Source organism: Brumimicrobium sp., from assembly GCF_048268645.1.
GTDB lineage: Bacteria > Bacteroidota > Bacteroidia > Flavobacteriales_D > Crocinitomicaceae > Brumimicrobium > Brumimicrobium ulvae.
In genome coordinates this window covers 60961-78303 of record NZ_JBLWVE010000016.1, presented here as the reverse complement: position 1 = coordinate 78303, position 17343 = coordinate 60961, and the positions used below count along the sequence as shown (strand labels likewise).

The window sequence follows — 17343 nt, the reverse complement described above, 5'->3', positions numbered from 1 at the left end:
CTCCAAAAATAGTAGTTCATCATTATTTTAAACGCTTAAGTTAAAGATTTGTTTTTATTTTCAACCTTTTAAACATACAATTGTTAATCCTATTGTGCGCTATCAGGTTCAAAACACAAGACATTTAGCTTAGTTTTGTAGGTATAATTAAACTCGTATCATGCGGATATTACTCATTTCTTTATTACTTCTTTCATTTCAACTTTCTAGTTATGCTCAAATTTTAGAATTTGATCAACTCGAAATGCGCTATGATCAGAAACAATATAAAAGTGTTTACAGAAAAGCGAACCGTTTGTTGGACAATCCTGTTTATGACTTTTCATTTGTTCCTCGCTATTATTTGGCCCTTTCTAAACTCCAATTGGCACAGGATGATAAATGGAGAAGAAGAAATAAATATGCTATTGAAGAAGCGCAGCAAACCTTTAAAGAATTAAAACAAACGCACGAAGGTCGAGAAATCTTGCGTGCCCATCAATATGAATTAAGCATCCTGAAAAGCGACCTGAGTCAATGGATGAACGAACTAAGCCTAGATGATGACCGTCAAACGTTTGCTTTAATTGAAGATATTGTGGAAACAATTTTCACAGACGTCCCCGATGTTGCTGAAATGAAAGAAGACCATGTTGTACCTGAAGTTGATGTTGTCGTTGAAGAAGTGGTTTCAATCTCAAAGCAAAGAGCCAAAATTCTTGAGCTGTCAAACGATTTGCTAGGCGTACCCTATAAATGGGCAGGGAATACTCCCAAAGGATTTGATTGCAGCGGTTTTACTTGCTATGTTACAGAGAAAGGGACGGATAAAAAATTAAGTCGTCGTGCTGCTGACCAATACAAAAATGCAATTAAAGTCAAACGTAAAAATGTTCAACCTGGCGATTTTGTCTTTTTCGACAATGGTTCAGGGATTTCACACGTAGGTATTGTTTATTCAACCAACAACAACAGTGTTCAAATGATTCATGCCAGTACAAGTGTCGGAATTTCAATTGTTGATATTTATCAATCTTCTTATTGGAAACAACGTATCGCCGGATTTGGAACTTATTTTAAAGACTAATTGTGGGTTTACGGGTAATGACAAGTAGAACGCTTAATAAAGAAGCAATCCCTCCTACAATAACGAAAACACGTACATTCATTAACGATTCGATATTCAGTATCAAAACACTTGACAAGAAAAGAAAAACAGCATAATTAAGGAGGCTCAATATTTTTTGTGATTGGTTTAATCCTTTTTTTATAAATCCACCTAAAATCGTAAAAATTCCTGTTCCTATCTGAAAGATACTTCCTCCAACAAATACTTTCCATAATTCCAATAACAAATCAGGTTCTATTAGGCCCATAATCGGAAAGATCAAAGGAATGGCCAATAATATGAAAACCAAAACAAATAATAATCGAGAAAGCTCTTGATGATGAACAAACCAACCCAGCGAAAAGAGGGTCAAAAACACAGAGGATAAAAGCACTAAATACTTAAAGTTATTCACGAAGTTAATCACCCCTGTGAACATTAGCAAAGCCAAAACAATAATACTTAATAATCCAAGTATGCTTAATACCCCAATTGGTCTGTTCATTATATGATTGTTTTATTCAGTAGCAACTTCATCTTCTTTTTTCATCAAGAAATCCTTAAAGAAAAATCCTCCTATTAAAATGAACAATAGAATCGATCCTGCTAATGCAATATTGTTTGCTGTTTTAAATTTAGGCACTTCAAATCGCATTTCTAAAGTGTAATTCCCTGCAGGAAGTTCAATTCCTCTGAGCAAGTAGTTGACCCTTTCAATATCAACCAATTCCCCATCTATGTAGGCATTCCATCCCTCTGGATAATAAACCTCTGAGAACACTGCAAATTGTTGCTCTTCAACGTTTACCTGATAACTCAATGCATTAGGCGCATAAGAAGTCATTTCAATGCTTCCTTCTCCACTATAGGTTAACGAAGACAAGTTATTTGCTACCGCTTCTCCTACTATAACTTCATTTTTAGGGTCAAAATTATGAATCGATTGCACACTTACAAGAGTAGTAAAACTCCCCAATGTGTCTTTTGCTAATTCAGCATTTGGTATCCAATTGGTTTGTCCGTTCACATCCTGCACAAAACTTGAATTCATGCCTGACCTAATTACTGGCATCAAGTCTAAACTAATTGAATCACCTGCTAGCAACACAATTTGCTCTCTTCCAGTAATGGTATCTGTTTTCTTTTCTGAATTGTTGACCAACAACTGGTTTTGTGATTTATTTTCTATCAAAAACAAGTTTCCTAATGAAAGGATCTCCATATTCGGTGAAGCTTGAACATTCACTTCTTTCACTAACCACGCATTTCCTAAAGCTCCGGGATTAGTTCTGGCTTCATTTCCTTGAATAAAATATTTCACATTCAACATATTGAAAACGGCCATATTATTGTAATTAATATGGAAATCTTTAACATTCTGAATACGTCTTAACTTCGCTCCATGATATCCATTAATGGCTTTATGAAAGTAGGAAGCTCTCGAACTATTAAATCCAATAGCAGGTTCATAGACACGGTAATTTGTTGCTGCACCAAGTGTTTGAAGTTTTTTCAACCACAATTCATCTGGATTCACACGTCCTCTTTCGTTTCCACTATTCACCTTAACATTATCCACCAACTTTTTCAATTCTGGATTATTTTTGGTTTCCAATTCAAGAATTTTCTTATCAGCTTGTGTTGCAGCAACAGGAAAGTCGTTCTTTGCATTTTCAGCCCAATAATCATAGTTACGTCCATCAGATTTCTTGTTATTAAGGTAATTGATGTCGACAGAAACCAAATCAATAAGAATAAAAACAAACAACCCTCCAAGAATATATTCCTTACGGACAGGCTTCATCAAGTACAACCAAACCAACAATATCCCGACAATTAAGAACAAAATTGAACGCAACATACTGGACTGATAAATTGATTTTCTAACATCCACAAGCGCATCAAACTGATCGTTTACTCGTTTCATTTGTTGATCAACGATTTGTTGAACTTGTTGCGGATTATTAATGTCTATCCCGTTTTCCATTAATAGCTGTGGATCTTCGTTGGCCAATTGCGCCCTAACTTGATCTTCATATCCATACACCACTTCACTTTCTTGTTGCGATAAATAACCGTCGCCTAATCCAGTAAATGTCAATAGAACAAGCAATCCTAAGGTTACTCCTGAGGCAATATAAAATGGTTTGATGTTCTTTTTAATTTCCTCTCTTTGTTTAAACAAACGATTCAAGAAAAGGACAGCGACCAAAGGAACGGTAAGCTCCACGACAGCAAGTACAATGGTAACGGCCCTAAATTTATTGTAGAAAGGAACATGCTCAATAAAGAAGTCTGTAAGTCCCATAAAGTTTTTTCCCCAAGAGAGCATTAAGGCTAAAATTGTTGCACTAAAAAGGGCCCATTTCATCGTACCTCGAAGATAAATCATTCCTAATATAGCAAGGAAAAACACAATGATTCCTAGATAAACAGGTCCAGAAACAAAAGGCTGATCTCCCCAATAAATATTGTTTTGAGCAACTAAAGTCGCCTTAGAGCGCATTTCCGGTGTTCTCAATAAATCAGAAAATTGACTATTTCCAAGCGCACTACTTGCTCCTCCATGAATATTTGGAGAAAGTAAAGTCATTGACTCTTTAATTCCATAACTCCATTGGGTAATATAATCTTTATCTAACCCTGAAGTTGCAATATTTTCAGTTGATGTTCCGTCTACTCCAATAGTAATGTCATTTCCTCCTCGTATGGTGTACTTTGAATAATCATTGGTTAAGGCTAAGTTTCCATAGTTCATTCCTAAAGCAAATAAATAGGCCACCAAAAGTCCTCCTGTCACTTTTAAGAATCGCATCAATTGCTTTTCTTTTATGTATCGAATAAATTCACCTATTCCGAGAAAAACAAGAACGATTCCCATATAATAGGTCACCTGGACATGATTGGCAATCAGTTCTAATGTCATAAACAAAGCCGAAAGCAGCAGTCCCCATTTCAATTGGTGACGATAGGCCATATAAAAGGCTCCTATTACAGGGGGTGCAAGTCCTATTGCAGCAGCTTTAGTGTTGTGTCCTGCTTGAAGAATAATGATATAATAAGAAGAGAAAGCAAAGGCAAAAGCTCCTAAAATGGCTACTTTAGGATTGACTTTCATGCACAATAACATGATATAAAACCCAAGTAAGTAGGCAAAGAACATTCCTGCTGGAGAGCTCATCCAAAGTTGGAAGCCTTTGTATACATTTCTCAACAGATTTCCATCATATTTTGTCGAAATTTGGTAGGTAGGCATTCCTCCAAACATTGAGTTTGTCCATAAAGGTTCTTCCTCATTCACTTCTCTAAAGTGATTGATTTCATTAGACATTCCTTTAAACTGCTCAATATCGTGTTGTTTTAGGCTGTATCCAGAAAATTGGGGTTGGAAATAGATTAAAGTTGTAACGATAAATAATGCAATTGCTAAAAAATGAATCCAATTCTTTTTGAACAGTTGTTTTATATTGATATTTCTCATTCTTTCGAGGTTTCTCCTTTGATTTGTAAATTGTAAATATAATTAAAGTAGTGAATTATAAATGTAAGCAATGGAAATTTACCCGTGAATGGTTTCTTTCTTTCCATATTTATCCATCAGCGTAGCTTCATATTGTAGGAAATCTTTCCATCTTTGATCAACATCAATTGTAGTTGCATGCTTCTTGGCAAAATTGAGGAACATCACATAGTGACGCGCTTCACTTTCCATCAATTCTCGGTAAAAAACACGCAGCTCTGGATCAGATATATTCTCAGAAAGCAACCTGAATCGCTCACAACTACGGGCTTCAACCATGGCTCCAAACAGCATTTTCTCTACAAACTGTTGTTCCCTACTCCCTCCTTTTTTCAGGAATGCCAACAAATCATGAATGTATTCGTCTTTGCGTTCTCTTCCTAATTGGTACCCTCTTTTTAAGAGCTCATTATGGACCATTTGAAAATGTTCGATCTCTTCCTTAACTAATTCAGCCATAGCCTCCACCACATCTGGATACTCGGGAAAGTTTACAATAACAGTAATTGCATTGGTTGCTGCTTTTTGTTCGCAATAGGCGTGATCCGTTAATATCTCTTCAATATTTTTCTCAACAATATCAACCCATCTTGGGTCTGTTGGTAACTTTAATCCTAACATAGAACTCATTTTATTTTCAACAAAAATAGATTTTGCCTATCAATTATCAAGTAGAATTGATGAAAATCATCGATTTAGGAATTGATCTAATAACTATTGTTTAAAGAAATCATTTTTTCTTCTTGACTTGAAGTAATTTTGATTAATTTTGATGTATTACTGCAAATCATAAAACGAAATTAAGTTATGAAATATACACTACTTCTTATATCTATCCTGATCTATTCAATCGGCTACGGTCAATCCTTATTGTGGAGTGATGACTTTGAAGCTACGGCTGCGAATTGGGATCTAACCCTACAAACAGGAAACAATGATATTAATGCAAACATCTGGGAAATTTCAGATGCTGAAGGTGGAGTAACACCTCCTGGATGTGGTATGGCGAGTAATGGGAACAAAACACTACATGTTACTTGTCAAGGAGTCACGTGCCCGGGAACTGGGGCTATATATTTCGCTGGTGATGACGGAATGTTTGGACAACCTGCAGAAACCAATATCCGTGCAGCACTTGTTGCGCCTGTTGTTACTACCGGAGAAACACAACTCGAATTGGTTTTTGATTGGATCGGTGTAGGTGAAGCAAATGCTGACTATGCTGAATTAGAATACAGTGTGGACGGTGGGACAAGTTGGACTTCTATTTGGTCACAAACTCCAGGAAACGTTTGTGGTACCGGACAAGGAGAATGGAAAGAAGAATCAGTACTACTTCCTGTTGGTGCTGAAAATCAAGCTGACCTAAGATTTGCTTTTAATTGGAGAAACGACAACAATGCCACAGGAACTGACCCTTCATTTGCAGTAAATGATTTAAGGTTATATTCGAATGCTGTTGCGGGAACAACCACGGCAGACTTTACTACCCCAAGTTTTAACATTTGTGTAAATGATTGCATTAATTTTAATGACGCCTCTGTAGGGACAAATATTTCTGCATGGAATTGGACTTTTAATGGGGCCACTACTCCAACTTCTACAGACCAAAATCCAACCAACATTTGTTATCCTACTGCTGGAACCTATGATGTTACTCTTTCTATCACTGATGATAACGGAACAGACAATGTAACCTACCAAATTATGGTGAGCACATGCACAGGTGGTCCAACGGCTGCGTTTTCAGTTGATACTATGGTGGTTTGTAAAGGTGATTGTATTTCATTTACTGATTTATCCACTGGAGATCCCACCTCATGGTCTTGGTCTTTCCAAGGTGCAGAGCCTTCAACATCAACTGCACAAAACCCCACAAACATTTGCTTCGATAGTGTAGGTGTATTTGACGTTACCTTAACGGTGACCAATGGTTCTGGTACCGACCAAATTATTAACTCAGTTACTGTAATGGATTTACCAGAAATCAATGGATATGGTGATACATTAATTGATATTGGTGGTGCCGCTGTTTTACTTGCCGAACCAATTGATCCTGGAATATTGTTCTGGGACCCTGAAGAGACGGTTGATTGTCCAACTTGTCTTGAAGTTACTGCTACCCCTTTAATTACGACAACATATTACCCTTCTTTAATTGGGGCCAATGGATGTATTGGTAGAGATACCGTGCTTGTCATGGTAAATTTTGAAGAAATTGTCGAAGTTCCAAGTGCATTCTCTCCCAATGGTGATGGATCGAATGATTTCGTACATGTTTTAGGAATAGGAATTACAAGTATCGATTTTAGAATATTCAACCGATATGGTCAACTTGTTTTCTCATCAACTGATATTGAAGAAGGTTGGGATGGAACAATGAACGGAGAAGAATTGAATCAAGGCGTTTTCGTTTACACCTTAGAATATAGTCTAATCGACGGGACAAACGGAACAAAATCGGGGAACATAACACTAGTAAAATAAGATGAAAATGAAACCAATACTATTATCAATCGCATTATTCTTTTGCTTTGTTGCTTCAGCTCAACAAGGGAAAAACTTCAGCATGTTTTCATTGAATAATATGCAACATAATCCAGCTGCAGTGGGTACAAATGACAATGACATTAAAGTCTTTGCTAATTTTAGGTATCAATACTTCACTGTATCTGACAAGCCTTTTCAAACCATCTCTGCATCTGGTGAAATTAAATTGTTTAATTCTACTAGCACACGTAAAAAAGGGTATTTTGGAGTGGGTGCTTCTGTAATCAATGACATGAGCGGTGATGGAAGATATATGGTAAACAACATTGCTGTACCTATTGCCTATCATATTTACATGAATGAACGTAATTCACTTTCTTTAGGTGTTTCCCCGGGAATGTATCAACGTACTTTAGGAAGTGGTAACTTAACGTGGGAAAGTCAATGGAATGGTTATGAATTTGACCAAACTATTGCACCTGGTGTAGCCAATTCATCTGCAGCTAATTTTGATTTAGGCGCTGGACTTTTTTACAAGTTTCAATCTACAAATACAAACAAGATTTATTTTGGTGTATCCGCAAATCATATTTTACAACCAGAAATCAGTTTCAATATGCAAGACAAAATGTATATGCGTTATACAGGTCAATTTGGTATGAGACACAAATTTGAATTGAGTACTTTTGGAATATCACCACAGATTTTGGCCATGTTCCAAGGACCTAATCAAAATATTCTTTTTGGTTCTAATTTTGATTTTTACCTGCAAGAACCTTCACTTCGAACTCTGTTTTATACACCAACGATTTTTTCTTTTGGAGTTTACCACAGGTTAAGAGATGCCATAGTGGTTAATTTTCAATTCTCCTTTAAAGGGATGACTGTTGCTGCTTCATATGATTCAAATATTAACTCTATGCTACCTGCATCGAAAAGCATTGGTGGTTTTGAAGTAGCGTTTGTTTATGACCTTATGTTAAACAAAAAAGGAAGATATATTTACTAAGCCATTGAATTATCTAGGCCACTTGTTCTTTTCTAAAGACGAACCTTCGCTTATGTTAGCGAACTTATTCGGTGATTTCGTTAAAGGAAAGGACTATACTTATTTACCAGAGGACGTTCAAAGGGGGGTTTTATTACACCGTCAGATTGATGATTATGTAGATCACCACCCTAAGGTTACAGAATTAAGGCTGATGCTCTATAAAGATCTTCCTAAGATTGCAGGTATAGCCATAGACCTTTACTTTGATCATCTGTTGGCCAAGCAATGGAAATTTTATCACAATAAAAACCTGTTTGATTATATTGACTCTTTTTTAAGCTATGCTTTAAATCCAAATCACCTCACTTACAAAGAAAAAGGGTTTGCTTATCCTCAATCTTTTATTCATCTATTGCGCATAATAAATGAAAAAAACATCATAAAAAGATATGTTGAAATAGAAGGATTAGCGTTCGCTTCAACTGGTCTTTCAAAAAGATTATCCTTCCCCAATAACTTATTCGAAGCTGTAGCTGTTTTTCATCAACATGAAAAAGAAATTAGTGCAACTTTTGATGACTACATGACAGATGCAATAAAAAAATTTAAAATTAATGCTCCTGCTTTATAAGCTGTGCCCTATTCCTACAATTAGAAAATAGAATCGGTATATATTATTTTTTTTACTATATTTAAAAAAACAAATTATTACTTTGACCAACAAATTCAAACTTCTTTCGCCAACTGTGATGCTTTCATGCATCCTGCTGTGCTGTACCTTCGCTTGTCAGAATTCAACTCGCAAAGAGAAAGACAAGGGAGTAGTTGGTAAAGTGATGGTCAAAGAACAAGATGATTTAGGAGAAATTCTAAAAAACAACAAACTGACAGTTCTTGCAGAAAACAGTGCAACAAGCTACTTTATTTATCGAGGTCAGAAAATGGGTTTGGAATATGAAATTCTAAATCAATTTGCCAAAGAAATTGGTGTTAAGTTAGAAATCAAAGTGGTCAAGGATCTTGACAGCATGATCACTAAGCTAAACAATGGAGAAGGAGACATCATAGCTTGTAATTTCACAGTAACCAAAGACAGAAGAAGTCATGTGGATTTTTCTCAACCCATCATGAGGACCTCTCAAGTCTTGGTGCAAAGAAAACCATCAGACTGGAAATCAAGGAGAAAAAAAGATTGGGAAAAAGAATTAATTCGTGACCCTGCTCAACTCTCACGAAAGACTATTCATGTTTGGAAAAATTCAAGCTATTACGATCGCTTAATCAATCTTCAAAATGAATTAGGAGATACGATTGTACTTATGCCACTTGATGGAAATGTTATTCCTGAAGATGCCATTGAGATGGTCGACAAAGGTTTCATTGATTATACAGTGGTAGATGAAAATGTAGCGATGATGAATAAACGCTACTATGAAAATATTGACACTGAATTGGAAATTAGTGTAAAGCAAAAAATTGCTTTTGGTGTCAGAAAACAAAGTCCACTGTTGAGAAAAAGACTTGATGCATGGCTAGATGATTTCATGAAAACCTCTACGTTTAATTACATTAAACACAAATACCTCAATATTTCGATGTATTCGACAAGAGCTAAAAGTGAATACTCTTCAATTAAAGGTTCTAAGATTTCGCCCTATGACGATATTGTAAAAAGTGTGGCAGGAAAATATGGTTGGGACTGGAGGTTAATCTCTGCCCTTATTTATCAAGAATCAAAATTTCAGTTAAACCAAGAATCTTGGGCAGGAGCTTATGGCTTGATGCAATTTATGCCTACTGTAGGTCCAACTTATGGTGTTTATCCTGACTCCCCTCCTGCTGTTCAAATTGATGGAGGAATTAGAAAAATCGTCAGGAATTTTAGAGACTGGAAATCTATACCTGATTCTATACAACGTATTAAATTCACATTTGCGACGTATAACGCAGGACTTGGGCACGTATTAGATGCTCAAAGATTGGCTAAGAAATATGGAAAAGACCCATTGGTTTGGGATGACAACGTAGAGGTTTTTATCAAGAAACTATCTGAGCCTAAATACTACCATGACCCTGTGGCCTATTATGGCTACATGAGAGGTTCTGAAACCTACAATTACGTCCGTTCAATATTTATTCGATATACTGAATACAAAACCGCCTTCCCTGAAGAGATTTAACCGATTGACCCAATCTTTCTTTTCATGTTCCCTACTGTAAAACAGGGATTACATGACGATCTAAGAAATTATAAAGTGACGATTAGTTTCAGTTTTCATGACAACAAAAACAAAGGAGTCAGGTAAGGTATAATAATCCATAAAAACAAAAAAAACGGGCCCCTTCAAAAAAGGCACCCGTTCAATTTTATAAAAGAAGAATTACTTGCTCAATTCTTTAATCAATGCTTCGTTCATTCTAACATAGTCATTGTTCCCAGCCTTTTTAGACTTCTCCAGAGACAACTTAGCAGCATCAATTGCTTCTTTGTTTTTCCCTAACGCTTTAAGAATATTCGCTTTCTTATGGATGTAATAAAATGGAGCATCACCGTTCATTTCAATGGCTTTATTTACATAAATTAATGCATCATCCAACTCGATGTTTTCACTTACGTAATAACTTGCTGCATCGTAAAACTCGCGCTCTGTTGGCTTTCCCTTCATCCCTTTCTTAATGGAAGCGATAGTCAATTCTTTAGTAGGTAATTTCACCTTAATCGGTAAAACTGTATGTTCCCACTCAACCACCAAATCAAAATGATTGATGTTTAAATTAGCAAAAGAAATAGTAAATGTTTCAACGGATTTTTCATTCTTTTGAACAGGAACCTTAACTTCAGCTACAACTTTTGAATCCTCCCATTTCCTAGGAAGTCCCCAGTTACTTGTTTCATTGTACAATGTAATCTTCCATTCACCTTCTCCTGGTACAGCATACATTGCATATTTCCCAGGCTTTACATCAACACCACCAAAGTTAATGGCTGTATTAAAAGATAGGGTAGAATTTTTATTCGCTCCAAATCGCCAAGCTTCTCCATAAGGAAGAATCTCTTTGTGTAGGTCTCTTCCTCTTAACGAAGGTCGAGCGTACTCAACCTCAAATTCTGTCAATCCAACAGTTTGTTCAATCTCTGCTGCAGGACTTAATTGAGGGGTCTTAACTTGTGCTGTAGTTGCTAAACCAATCATTAAGCCACTCAATAAAAACAATGTCTTTTTCATATATTATAATTTTTACACAAATATAGAGATTCATATACAACTAAGCTAAACTTGAACCTCTATTCCCAATATAAGCTGAATACATAAATCAGTACAAGTCTATATTGCCCTGATAAGATGAAGCTTATACATAATTTCAAAAGCTGTAAAAAGTGTTAAATCTAATCTTGACATTTGTTAACCCCCTAAAACTCCATATATTTAAAAGAAGCTGTTCAAATCATCAAAAGTGGTGATCAATAGCTATGTAAAATACTATACCTTATTTTTAGCATAAAGTATTTATCAAACCAGAAACAAACACTATGAAAAGCTTAATAGAAATTTTAATTCCAAAAAGTAAAAAGAAAAGAAGACGAAGAACAGTATTTCTGGTGTTTATTCTAATTTTAATTGGTGTTAGAGTTTGGCTTCCTTACTTTTTAAAAGATAGATTGGTCGCTGCGGTAAATGAGGTTGAAGGTTATCAATGTACTTTGGGGGATTTAGATTTAGCTTTGTTCAGAGGAGCGATGGTTTTACAGGACTTTGAAATAAAAATTACTGAAAATGCGGTTACCAAACCTTTTGTTTACTGTAAAAATGCTGATATATCTGTAGAATGGAGAGCAATATTCTATGGGTCGATTGTAAGCGAAGTCATTTTAGATCAACTTGAACTTTATTTCGCAGATGGAAATTCAGAAGAGGAAGAACAAGCAGGTGATGCTTCTTGGGTTGAGCCCATTATAGATTTTATTCCTTTAAAAATAAACCGTTTTGTCATCAACAATGGTCAAATTGAATTTGAAAACATGGTTTCAGATCCGCCAGTTAATTTAAAACTAACCCAACTTCAATTAAAAGTTGAAAACTTGACTAATTCAACGGACATTAAGGAAGCATTGCCGTCTCAATTATTGCTCACCTCAAAAGTATTAAACAAAGGGAATCTGCACATAGCTGGTGGTTTAAACATTTTAAAAGATTTACCTGATCTGGATTTAGACATCAATATAAAGGATGTAGATTTAACTGAGTTAAATGCTTTCACTGAAGCTTACGCGAATTTCGATTTCGAAAAAGGTAATTTCGCAGTGGCATCTGAATTTGCAATGTTGGACGGAGAAGCAAAAGGTTATGTTAAACCTATTTTAAAGGAAGTAAAAGTACTTAATTTTAAAGAAGACCCCCCTGCTCTTAATGGTTTTTGGCAAGCATTTGTTGGTTTAGCATTTAATATCACAAAGAATATTCGTCACGACAAGTCAGGTACTAAAATTCCTATATCTGGTAATATAGATGATCCAAAAGTCGAAATAGGCGCCACAATTATCAATATTTTCAGAAACGCTTTTATTAAAGCATATGAGGCTGAAATAGACAACACAATAAGTCTTAACGATATTTCGAAAGAACAAAATGAAAAAGACTTCTGGGAAAAGTTTAAAGGGTTATTTAGCAATAAAGACAAAGAGTAAATAATTCTATTAATGAGAATTTACTGCTTTACTGCTCATCATGCCTAATTCTAAAAATCAAGCGTTTTAATGCTAGACCTGTTTATAATTCCTTAAAACACCTTTTGAGATTTAGAATATCTACTCTAAAATACTATAATTTTACTCTATAATTTAAGAACCAATCAATATGCGCTATTTACTATTCCCTATTTTTATACTTTCTTGCTTTTTAACACACGCCCAAGAAGACAGAATTCATTGTGCAAAAAGAACTGCTTTTACGCACTCACAATTAAAAAGTCCAAATTTAAATCTACAGCAAATTGCCAAATCCAAGCTCTATGATGTTCATTTTTACGCATTAGATTTAACAATGGATAACCTTTCTACAGAAATAGATGGAACAGTGAAAATTCATGGAAAAGTAAAAGAAAATCTGGATACAGTTATTTTGGAACTCTATAGTGGACTAAACATTTCTGATGTTCGTATTGACGGTACTTCTAGTGTTTTTGTCCATGACGTATCCTTACTCAAAATACCCGTAAACCTTAACACGGGAGATCAATTTGTTATAGCAATTGATTATGCAGGTACTCCACCCTTCACCTCACAGGTTCAATTTGGTGGTTCTGGAATGTCAAATGCCACCTCTGCAGGGGGCCACAAAGTAACTTGGTCTTTATCTGAACCGTTTTCAGCCTATGAATGGTTTCCATGTAAACAAGATTTGCGAGATAAAGCAGATAGTGTTTCCGTTAAAATTACGGTTCCCAATACATGTAAAGCAGGTTCGAATGGATTGCTAGAAAATGTGGTTGACTTAGGGGACGGAACTTCACGGTATGAGTGGTTTCATAGACATCCAATTGCTTATTATCTAATTTCGGTTGCTGTAGCTGAATACTACGAATACAATATATTTGCAAATCCAGTAGGGTCTGTAAATCCTGTATTAATACAAAATTACATCTATGACAACCCGTCATCCTTCCCCTCCTATTTAGGCGAAATAGACCTAACAGTTGATATGATGGAGCTATTTGCTGAATTATTTGGGCCTTATCCTTTCGATGATGAAAAATACGGACATTGCTTAGCTCCTCTTGAAGGCGGAATGGAGCATCAAACGATGACTACACAAGGGAATTTTAACAAAGGACTTACAGCGCATGAATTAGGACACCAATGGTGGGGAAACAATGTTACTTGTGCTTCCTGGTCTGACATATGGGTGAATGAAGGATTCGCATCGTATGCTGCATATTTAATGTTAGAAAACTTATTTCCAACAGAAGCAGCAACAGAAATGGAAGATATTCACACCGATGTAATGGCAATACCATATGGAAGTATTTGGGTAACAGACAGCCTAAGTGAATACTCAATTTTCAATGGCCGATTGACCTATGATAAAGGGGCTGCATTTGTTCATACATTGCGATTTATCATGAATGATGACTCCTTATTTTTTCTAGCACTTCGAAACTTTCAAGATGAATTTAAAGACAGTGTAGCAGTAGGTCTTGATATTAAAAATCACCTTGAAGCAGTTTCATCGATCGACTTTGATGATGCATTTGACCAATGGTATTTCGGAGAAGGTTATCCAAAGTATTCTTTAAGATGGAATTCAATTGGTGAGGATTTGTACTTCAATATAAGCCATTGGAATCTAGGTGATACTCCTACTTTTACGAATCCTCTTGAAATTAAATTTGAACGATTAAATCTTCCAGACACCACAATTAGAGTCGATATCGTTGGAAACAATGATTATGTTGTTATTCCCGACTTTGGAGCGACTGGCACAACAGCTGAAATTGACCCAAACAACTGGATTATAAACGAGGTTGGGACAGTGCTTTACGACCCTAACTATACTTCCGTTCAAAAACAGGAATCAACTGTCAAATTAAATGTTTTCCCCAATCCTACTTCAGATCAGTTCAATATCATAATGGATGACCACACTGATAAAAGCGTGCAGGTATTAACTTCCCATGGTAAGGTAGTGTTTGAAACAAAGTTCAATGCAAAAACTTCTGTTAACCTAGACTCCGTCGACGCTGGATATTATATCGTAAAAATCACCTCTACTGATGGTCGTCAATGGGTGAAGACGATCGTTGTTAATTAAAAGCCACCTTATATCTACACAAAACTATTGATTTGTTTGTAAATCATGTAGCTAAAAACAAAGCAATATGTAAATATGGTTCGTTAAAACGTAACATTAGTCACCTAGTTTGAAACTAATTACGCCTATGTTTATGTCATAAAACATTAACCAAAGAACGCTATGACAAATCATTATGAAGTTTTAATTATAGGAGGTGGAACCGCTGGTATTATGACAGCTGCACAATTGCTTAGACAAAACAAATCAAATAGTGTGGCTATAATTGAACCTGCTGAAACGCATTTTTATCAGCCCGCATTTACACTTGTTGGAGCAGGTACTTATGATTATGATAAAACAAAGAAACCTATGTCAGAAATGATTCCTAAAGGAACTACATGGATCAAGGACAAGGCAATAAGTTTTGAAGCAGATAAAAATAGTGTTCATACTGATAAGTCAGGCCTTATCACTTATGATTATTTAGTAGTAGCTGTTGGTTTGAGCTATGATTTCAGTTTGGTTCCGGGTTTAGGAGAAGCAATAGACAAAGGAGTGGTTTGTAGCAATTATACAGATCCTAAACACACATGGGATGTCGTAAAAAACTTTAAAGGAGGAACAGCTTTATTTACTCAACCTGCAACACCAATAAAATGTGGGGGTGCACCTCAAAAAATAATGTACTTGGCCGAGGACTATTGGAAAAAGAATAAAGTGCGTTTAGATACTGAAGTAGTTTTTGCTACTTCTGGAACCGTTATTTTTGGAACAAAGGAAATTGCAGAAACACTAATGAAAGTGGTTGAACGCAAAGACATCAACCTAAGATTTAATCATAAATTAGTGAAAGTTGATGGTGAAAATAAAATTGCTTGGTATGAATTAACAAAAGACATCAAGTCAGGAGGATGTATTATAATGTCAGGCGAAGATGAGAAGTGTTTAGATGAAGACTTTCAATACAACTACAAAAATGTAAAAGTCAGTAAAAAAGATGGATTATATGGAATACATTACGATATGTTACATACCGCACCGCCATCTGTTGCTCCAAAATTCATAAGAGATTCTGATTTAGTCAATGATGCAGGTTGGGTCGACGTTGATATAAATACCCTACAACACAAGAAGTATCCGAACATATTTAGTTTAGGAGATGTAGCGGCATTACCTACGGCTAAAACAGGTGCTGCTATTCGTAAACAAGTACCTATTGTTATTGATAACATTGTAAACCTAAGGGAAAGAAATAAAATAGGTTCACTTTCATACAATGGGTATTCGTCTTGTCCTTTAGTCACTGACTATGGGAAGATGGTCCTTGCTGAATTCGATTATACTGGAAAGTTTACTCCTGATCCAAAACTAAAATACATGCTTATTAAGGATAGTTCAAAGGAGCATTGGAGGTTATGGATGTTTAAAAAGTATATGCTACCAATGCTTTATTGGAAAGGAATGATGAAAGGAAAAAACGTGTAAAGCAAAAATCATTTGACTTTGGAATATAATTAACGGGATAAAACATTAGTCTGCCATGTTTTGAGATGAGTTCCTTTCCAAACTACTAATTTAGTATAAATCATAATTCCTATGTAACATTAGTAGCAGCACAAGCGAGTATAAGTCCGTACCTTGTCAGTAACAGAAATATAAATAACTAAAAAATATATAAAGATGGAAAATCAAGAAGAGTGTGTAGAAAAAGTTTATCCAATGCCAAGAATTGGAGATGTTGCACCAGACTTTGAAGCGGTAACTACAAAAGGAAAAATGAAAATGTCTGAATTCGCAAAGGACAAATGGATTGTGATGTTCTCTCACCCTGCCGACTTCACTCCTGTATGTACTACAGAAATGAGTGGATTCGCAATTAGAAAACCAGAATTCGATGCTATGAACACTGAACTATTAGGGTTGAGTATTGACAGTATTCATTCGCATCTAGGTTGGGTACAAAACGTTAGAAAAAATACTGGAGTTTATTTCGACTTTCCGATAATTGCTGACATTGACATGAATGTTTCTAAACTTTATGGAATGTTACAACCAAATGAAAGTGAAACAGCAGCAGTTAGAGCGGTGTTCTTTATTGATCCTGAAAAGAAAATTCGTTTGATTATGTATTACCCCTTAAATGTGGGCCGTAACATGGACGAAATTTTACGATCGTTGGAAGCCCTACAAATGTCAGACAAACACAAGGTTGCAATGCCATTGGATTGGAAACGTGGTGACAAAGTAATTGTTCCTGCGCCTAGTACATTGGATGCATTGAACGAAAGACTAGATGATGATACGCTTGAAAAGACGACTTGGTACTTAGCTAAGAAAAGTATTTAACAGTCTTCATAGAATGTTTGAAAGGCCTTCATTGACATGAAGGCTTTTTTATTGTTAACGATTTTGAAAATAAGGATTGTAGATCCTCTTTGACGCCGAAGCGCCGCATTGAGCCTGT

General features: G+C 35.6%; 13 protein-coding genes. 9 read left to right on the top strand and 4 right to left on the bottom strand.

What is annotated here, in order from left to right:
- The first annotated feature begins 160 nt into the window (after positions 1 to 160).
- Positions 161 to 1066 carry a C40 family peptidase gene (locus ACN0U3_RS12150; protein WP_417266432.1) on the top strand — a complete coding sequence of 302 codons (906 nt, stop codon included), beginning with the start codon at positions 161 to 163 and terminating at the stop codon, positions 1064 to 1066.
- Here the strand turns inward: ACN0U3_RS12150 and ACN0U3_RS12145 are convergent.
- The 3 genes from ACN0U3_RS12145 to ACN0U3_RS12135 form a co-directional block, all read right to left on the bottom strand.
- Positions 1056 to 1592, bottom strand: coding sequence for a hypothetical protein (locus ACN0U3_RS12145; RefSeq protein WP_417266431.1), 537 nt, complete (start codon positions 1590 to 1592; stop codon positions 1056 to 1058). The genes ACN0U3_RS12150 and ACN0U3_RS12145 overlap by 11 nt on opposite strands.
- Before the next feature lie 12 nt (positions 1593 to 1604).
- Positions 1605 to 4568 carry a YfhO family protein gene (locus ACN0U3_RS12140; protein ID WP_417266430.1) on the bottom strand — a complete coding sequence of 988 codons (2964 nt, stop codon included), beginning with the start codon at positions 4566 to 4568 and terminating at the stop codon, positions 1605 to 1607.
- A gap of 78 nt (positions 4569 to 4646) precedes the next feature.
- Positions 4647 to 5228 carry a tRNA-(ms[2]io[6]A)-hydroxylase gene (locus ACN0U3_RS12135; RefSeq protein ID WP_417266429.1) on the bottom strand — a complete coding sequence of 194 codons (582 nt, stop codon included), beginning with the start codon at positions 5226 to 5228 and terminating at the stop codon, positions 4647 to 4649.
- A 186-nt stretch (positions 5229 to 5414) separates the two neighbouring features.
- Here ACN0U3_RS12135 and ACN0U3_RS12130 point away from each other — a divergent pair, with 186 nt between their 5' ends.
- From ACN0U3_RS12130 to ACN0U3_RS12115, 4 genes are all read left to right on the top strand, one after another.
- Positions 5415 to 7094 carry a gliding motility-associated C-terminal domain-containing protein gene (locus ACN0U3_RS12130; RefSeq protein WP_417266428.1) on the top strand — a complete coding sequence of 560 codons (1680 nt, stop codon included), beginning with the start codon at positions 5415 to 5417 and terminating at the stop codon, positions 7092 to 7094.
- Between the two features lie 7 nt (positions 7095 to 7101).
- Positions 7102 to 8106: a PorP/SprF family type IX secretion system membrane protein gene (locus ACN0U3_RS12125; RefSeq protein ID WP_417266427.1), complete on the top strand. Its 1005-nt coding sequence runs from the start codon at positions 7102 to 7104 to the stop codon at positions 8104 to 8106.
- Positions 8107 to 8158: 52 nt separating this feature from the next.
- Positions 8159 to 8719, top strand: a complete 561-nt coding sequence (locus ACN0U3_RS12120) for an ACP phosphodiesterase (RefSeq protein ID WP_417266426.1) — start codon at positions 8159 to 8161, stop codon at positions 8717 to 8719.
- An 82-nt stretch (positions 8720 to 8801) separates the two neighbouring features.
- On the top strand, positions 8802 to 10268 hold the full coding sequence (locus ACN0U3_RS12115) for a transporter substrate-binding domain-containing protein (protein WP_417266425.1): 1467 nt from the start codon (positions 8802 to 8804) through the stop codon (positions 10266 to 10268).
- 201 nt (positions 10269 to 10469) lie between these two features.
- On the opposite strand, the gene ACN0U3_RS12110 is transcribed toward ACN0U3_RS12115, so the two are convergent.
- The gene (locus ACN0U3_RS12110; RefSeq protein WP_417266424.1) at positions 10470 to 11315 is read right to left on the bottom strand and encodes a DUF2911 domain-containing protein; all 846 of its coding nucleotides are present in this window, start codon (positions 11313 to 11315) and stop codon (positions 10470 to 10472) included.
- A 305-nt stretch (positions 11316 to 11620) separates the two neighbouring features.
- On the opposite strand from ACN0U3_RS12110, the gene ACN0U3_RS12105 reads away from it, so the two are divergent.
- The 4 genes from ACN0U3_RS12105 (at position 11621) to ACN0U3_RS12090 (ending at position 17225) form a co-directional block, all read left to right on the top strand.
- Entirely contained in the window at positions 11621 to 12775 is a 1155-nt protein-coding gene (locus tag ACN0U3_RS12105; protein ID WP_417266423.1) for a DUF748 domain-containing protein, read from the top strand.
- A 169-nt stretch (positions 12776 to 12944) separates the two neighbouring features.
- A complete protein-coding gene (locus ACN0U3_RS12100; protein WP_417266422.1) occupies positions 12945 to 14897 on the top strand; it encodes a M1 family aminopeptidase in 1953 nt (650 codons plus the stop codon).
- Between the two features lie 162 nt (positions 14898 to 15059).
- Positions 15060 to 16364 carry an FAD-dependent oxidoreductase gene (locus tag ACN0U3_RS12095; protein WP_417266421.1) on the top strand — a complete coding sequence of 435 codons (1305 nt, stop codon included), beginning with the start codon at positions 15060 to 15062 and terminating at the stop codon, positions 16362 to 16364.
- Positions 16365 to 16559: 195 nt separating this feature from the next.
- Positions 16560 to 17225: a peroxiredoxin gene (locus ACN0U3_RS12090; RefSeq protein WP_417266420.1), complete on the top strand. Its 666-nt coding sequence runs from the start codon at positions 16560 to 16562 to the stop codon at positions 17223 to 17225.
- Positions 17226 to 17343: the final 118 nt, after the last annotated feature.

Excerpts from the sequence above, each read along its gene's own strand:
- ACN0U3_RS12150 (WP_417266432.1), top strand. The coding sequence starts at position 161 with ATGCGGATATTACTCATTTCTTTATTACTTCTTTCATTTCAACTTTCT.
- ACN0U3_RS12145 (WP_417266431.1), bottom strand. The coding sequence starts at position 1,592 with ATGAACAGACCAATTGGGGTATTAAGCATACTTGGATTATTAAGTATT.
- ACN0U3_RS12140 (WP_417266430.1), bottom strand. The coding sequence starts at position 4,568 with ATGAGAAATATCAATATAAAACAACTGTTCAAAAAGAATTGGATTCAT.
- ACN0U3_RS12135 (WP_417266429.1), bottom strand. The coding sequence starts at position 5,228 with ATGTTAGGATTAAAGTTACCAACAGACCCAAGATGGGTTGATATTGTT.
- ACN0U3_RS12130 (WP_417266428.1), top strand. The coding sequence starts at position 5,415 with ATGAAATATACACTACTTCTTATATCTATCCTGATCTATTCAATCGGC.
- ACN0U3_RS12125 (WP_417266427.1), top strand. The coding sequence starts at position 7,102 with ATGAAACCAATACTATTATCAATCGCATTATTCTTTTGCTTTGTTGCT.
- ACN0U3_RS12120 (WP_417266426.1), top strand. The coding sequence starts at position 8,159 with ATGTTAGCGAACTTATTCGGTGATTTCGTTAAAGGAAAGGACTATACT.
- ACN0U3_RS12110 (WP_417266424.1), bottom strand. The coding sequence starts at position 11,315 with ATGAAAAAGACATTGTTTTTATTGAGTGGCTTAATGATTGGTTTAGCA.
- ACN0U3_RS12105 (WP_417266423.1), top strand. The coding sequence starts at position 11,621 with ATGAAAAGCTTAATAGAAATTTTAATTCCAAAAAGTAAAAAGAAAAGA.
- ACN0U3_RS12100 (WP_417266422.1), top strand. The coding sequence starts at position 12,945 with ATGCGCTATTTACTATTCCCTATTTTTATACTTTCTTGCTTTTTAACA.
- ACN0U3_RS12095 (WP_417266421.1), top strand. The coding sequence starts at position 15,060 with ATGACAAATCATTATGAAGTTTTAATTATAGGAGGTGGAACCGCTGGT.
- ACN0U3_RS12090 (WP_417266420.1), top strand. The coding sequence starts at position 16,560 with ATGGAAAATCAAGAAGAGTGTGTAGAAAAAGTTTATCCAATGCCAAGA.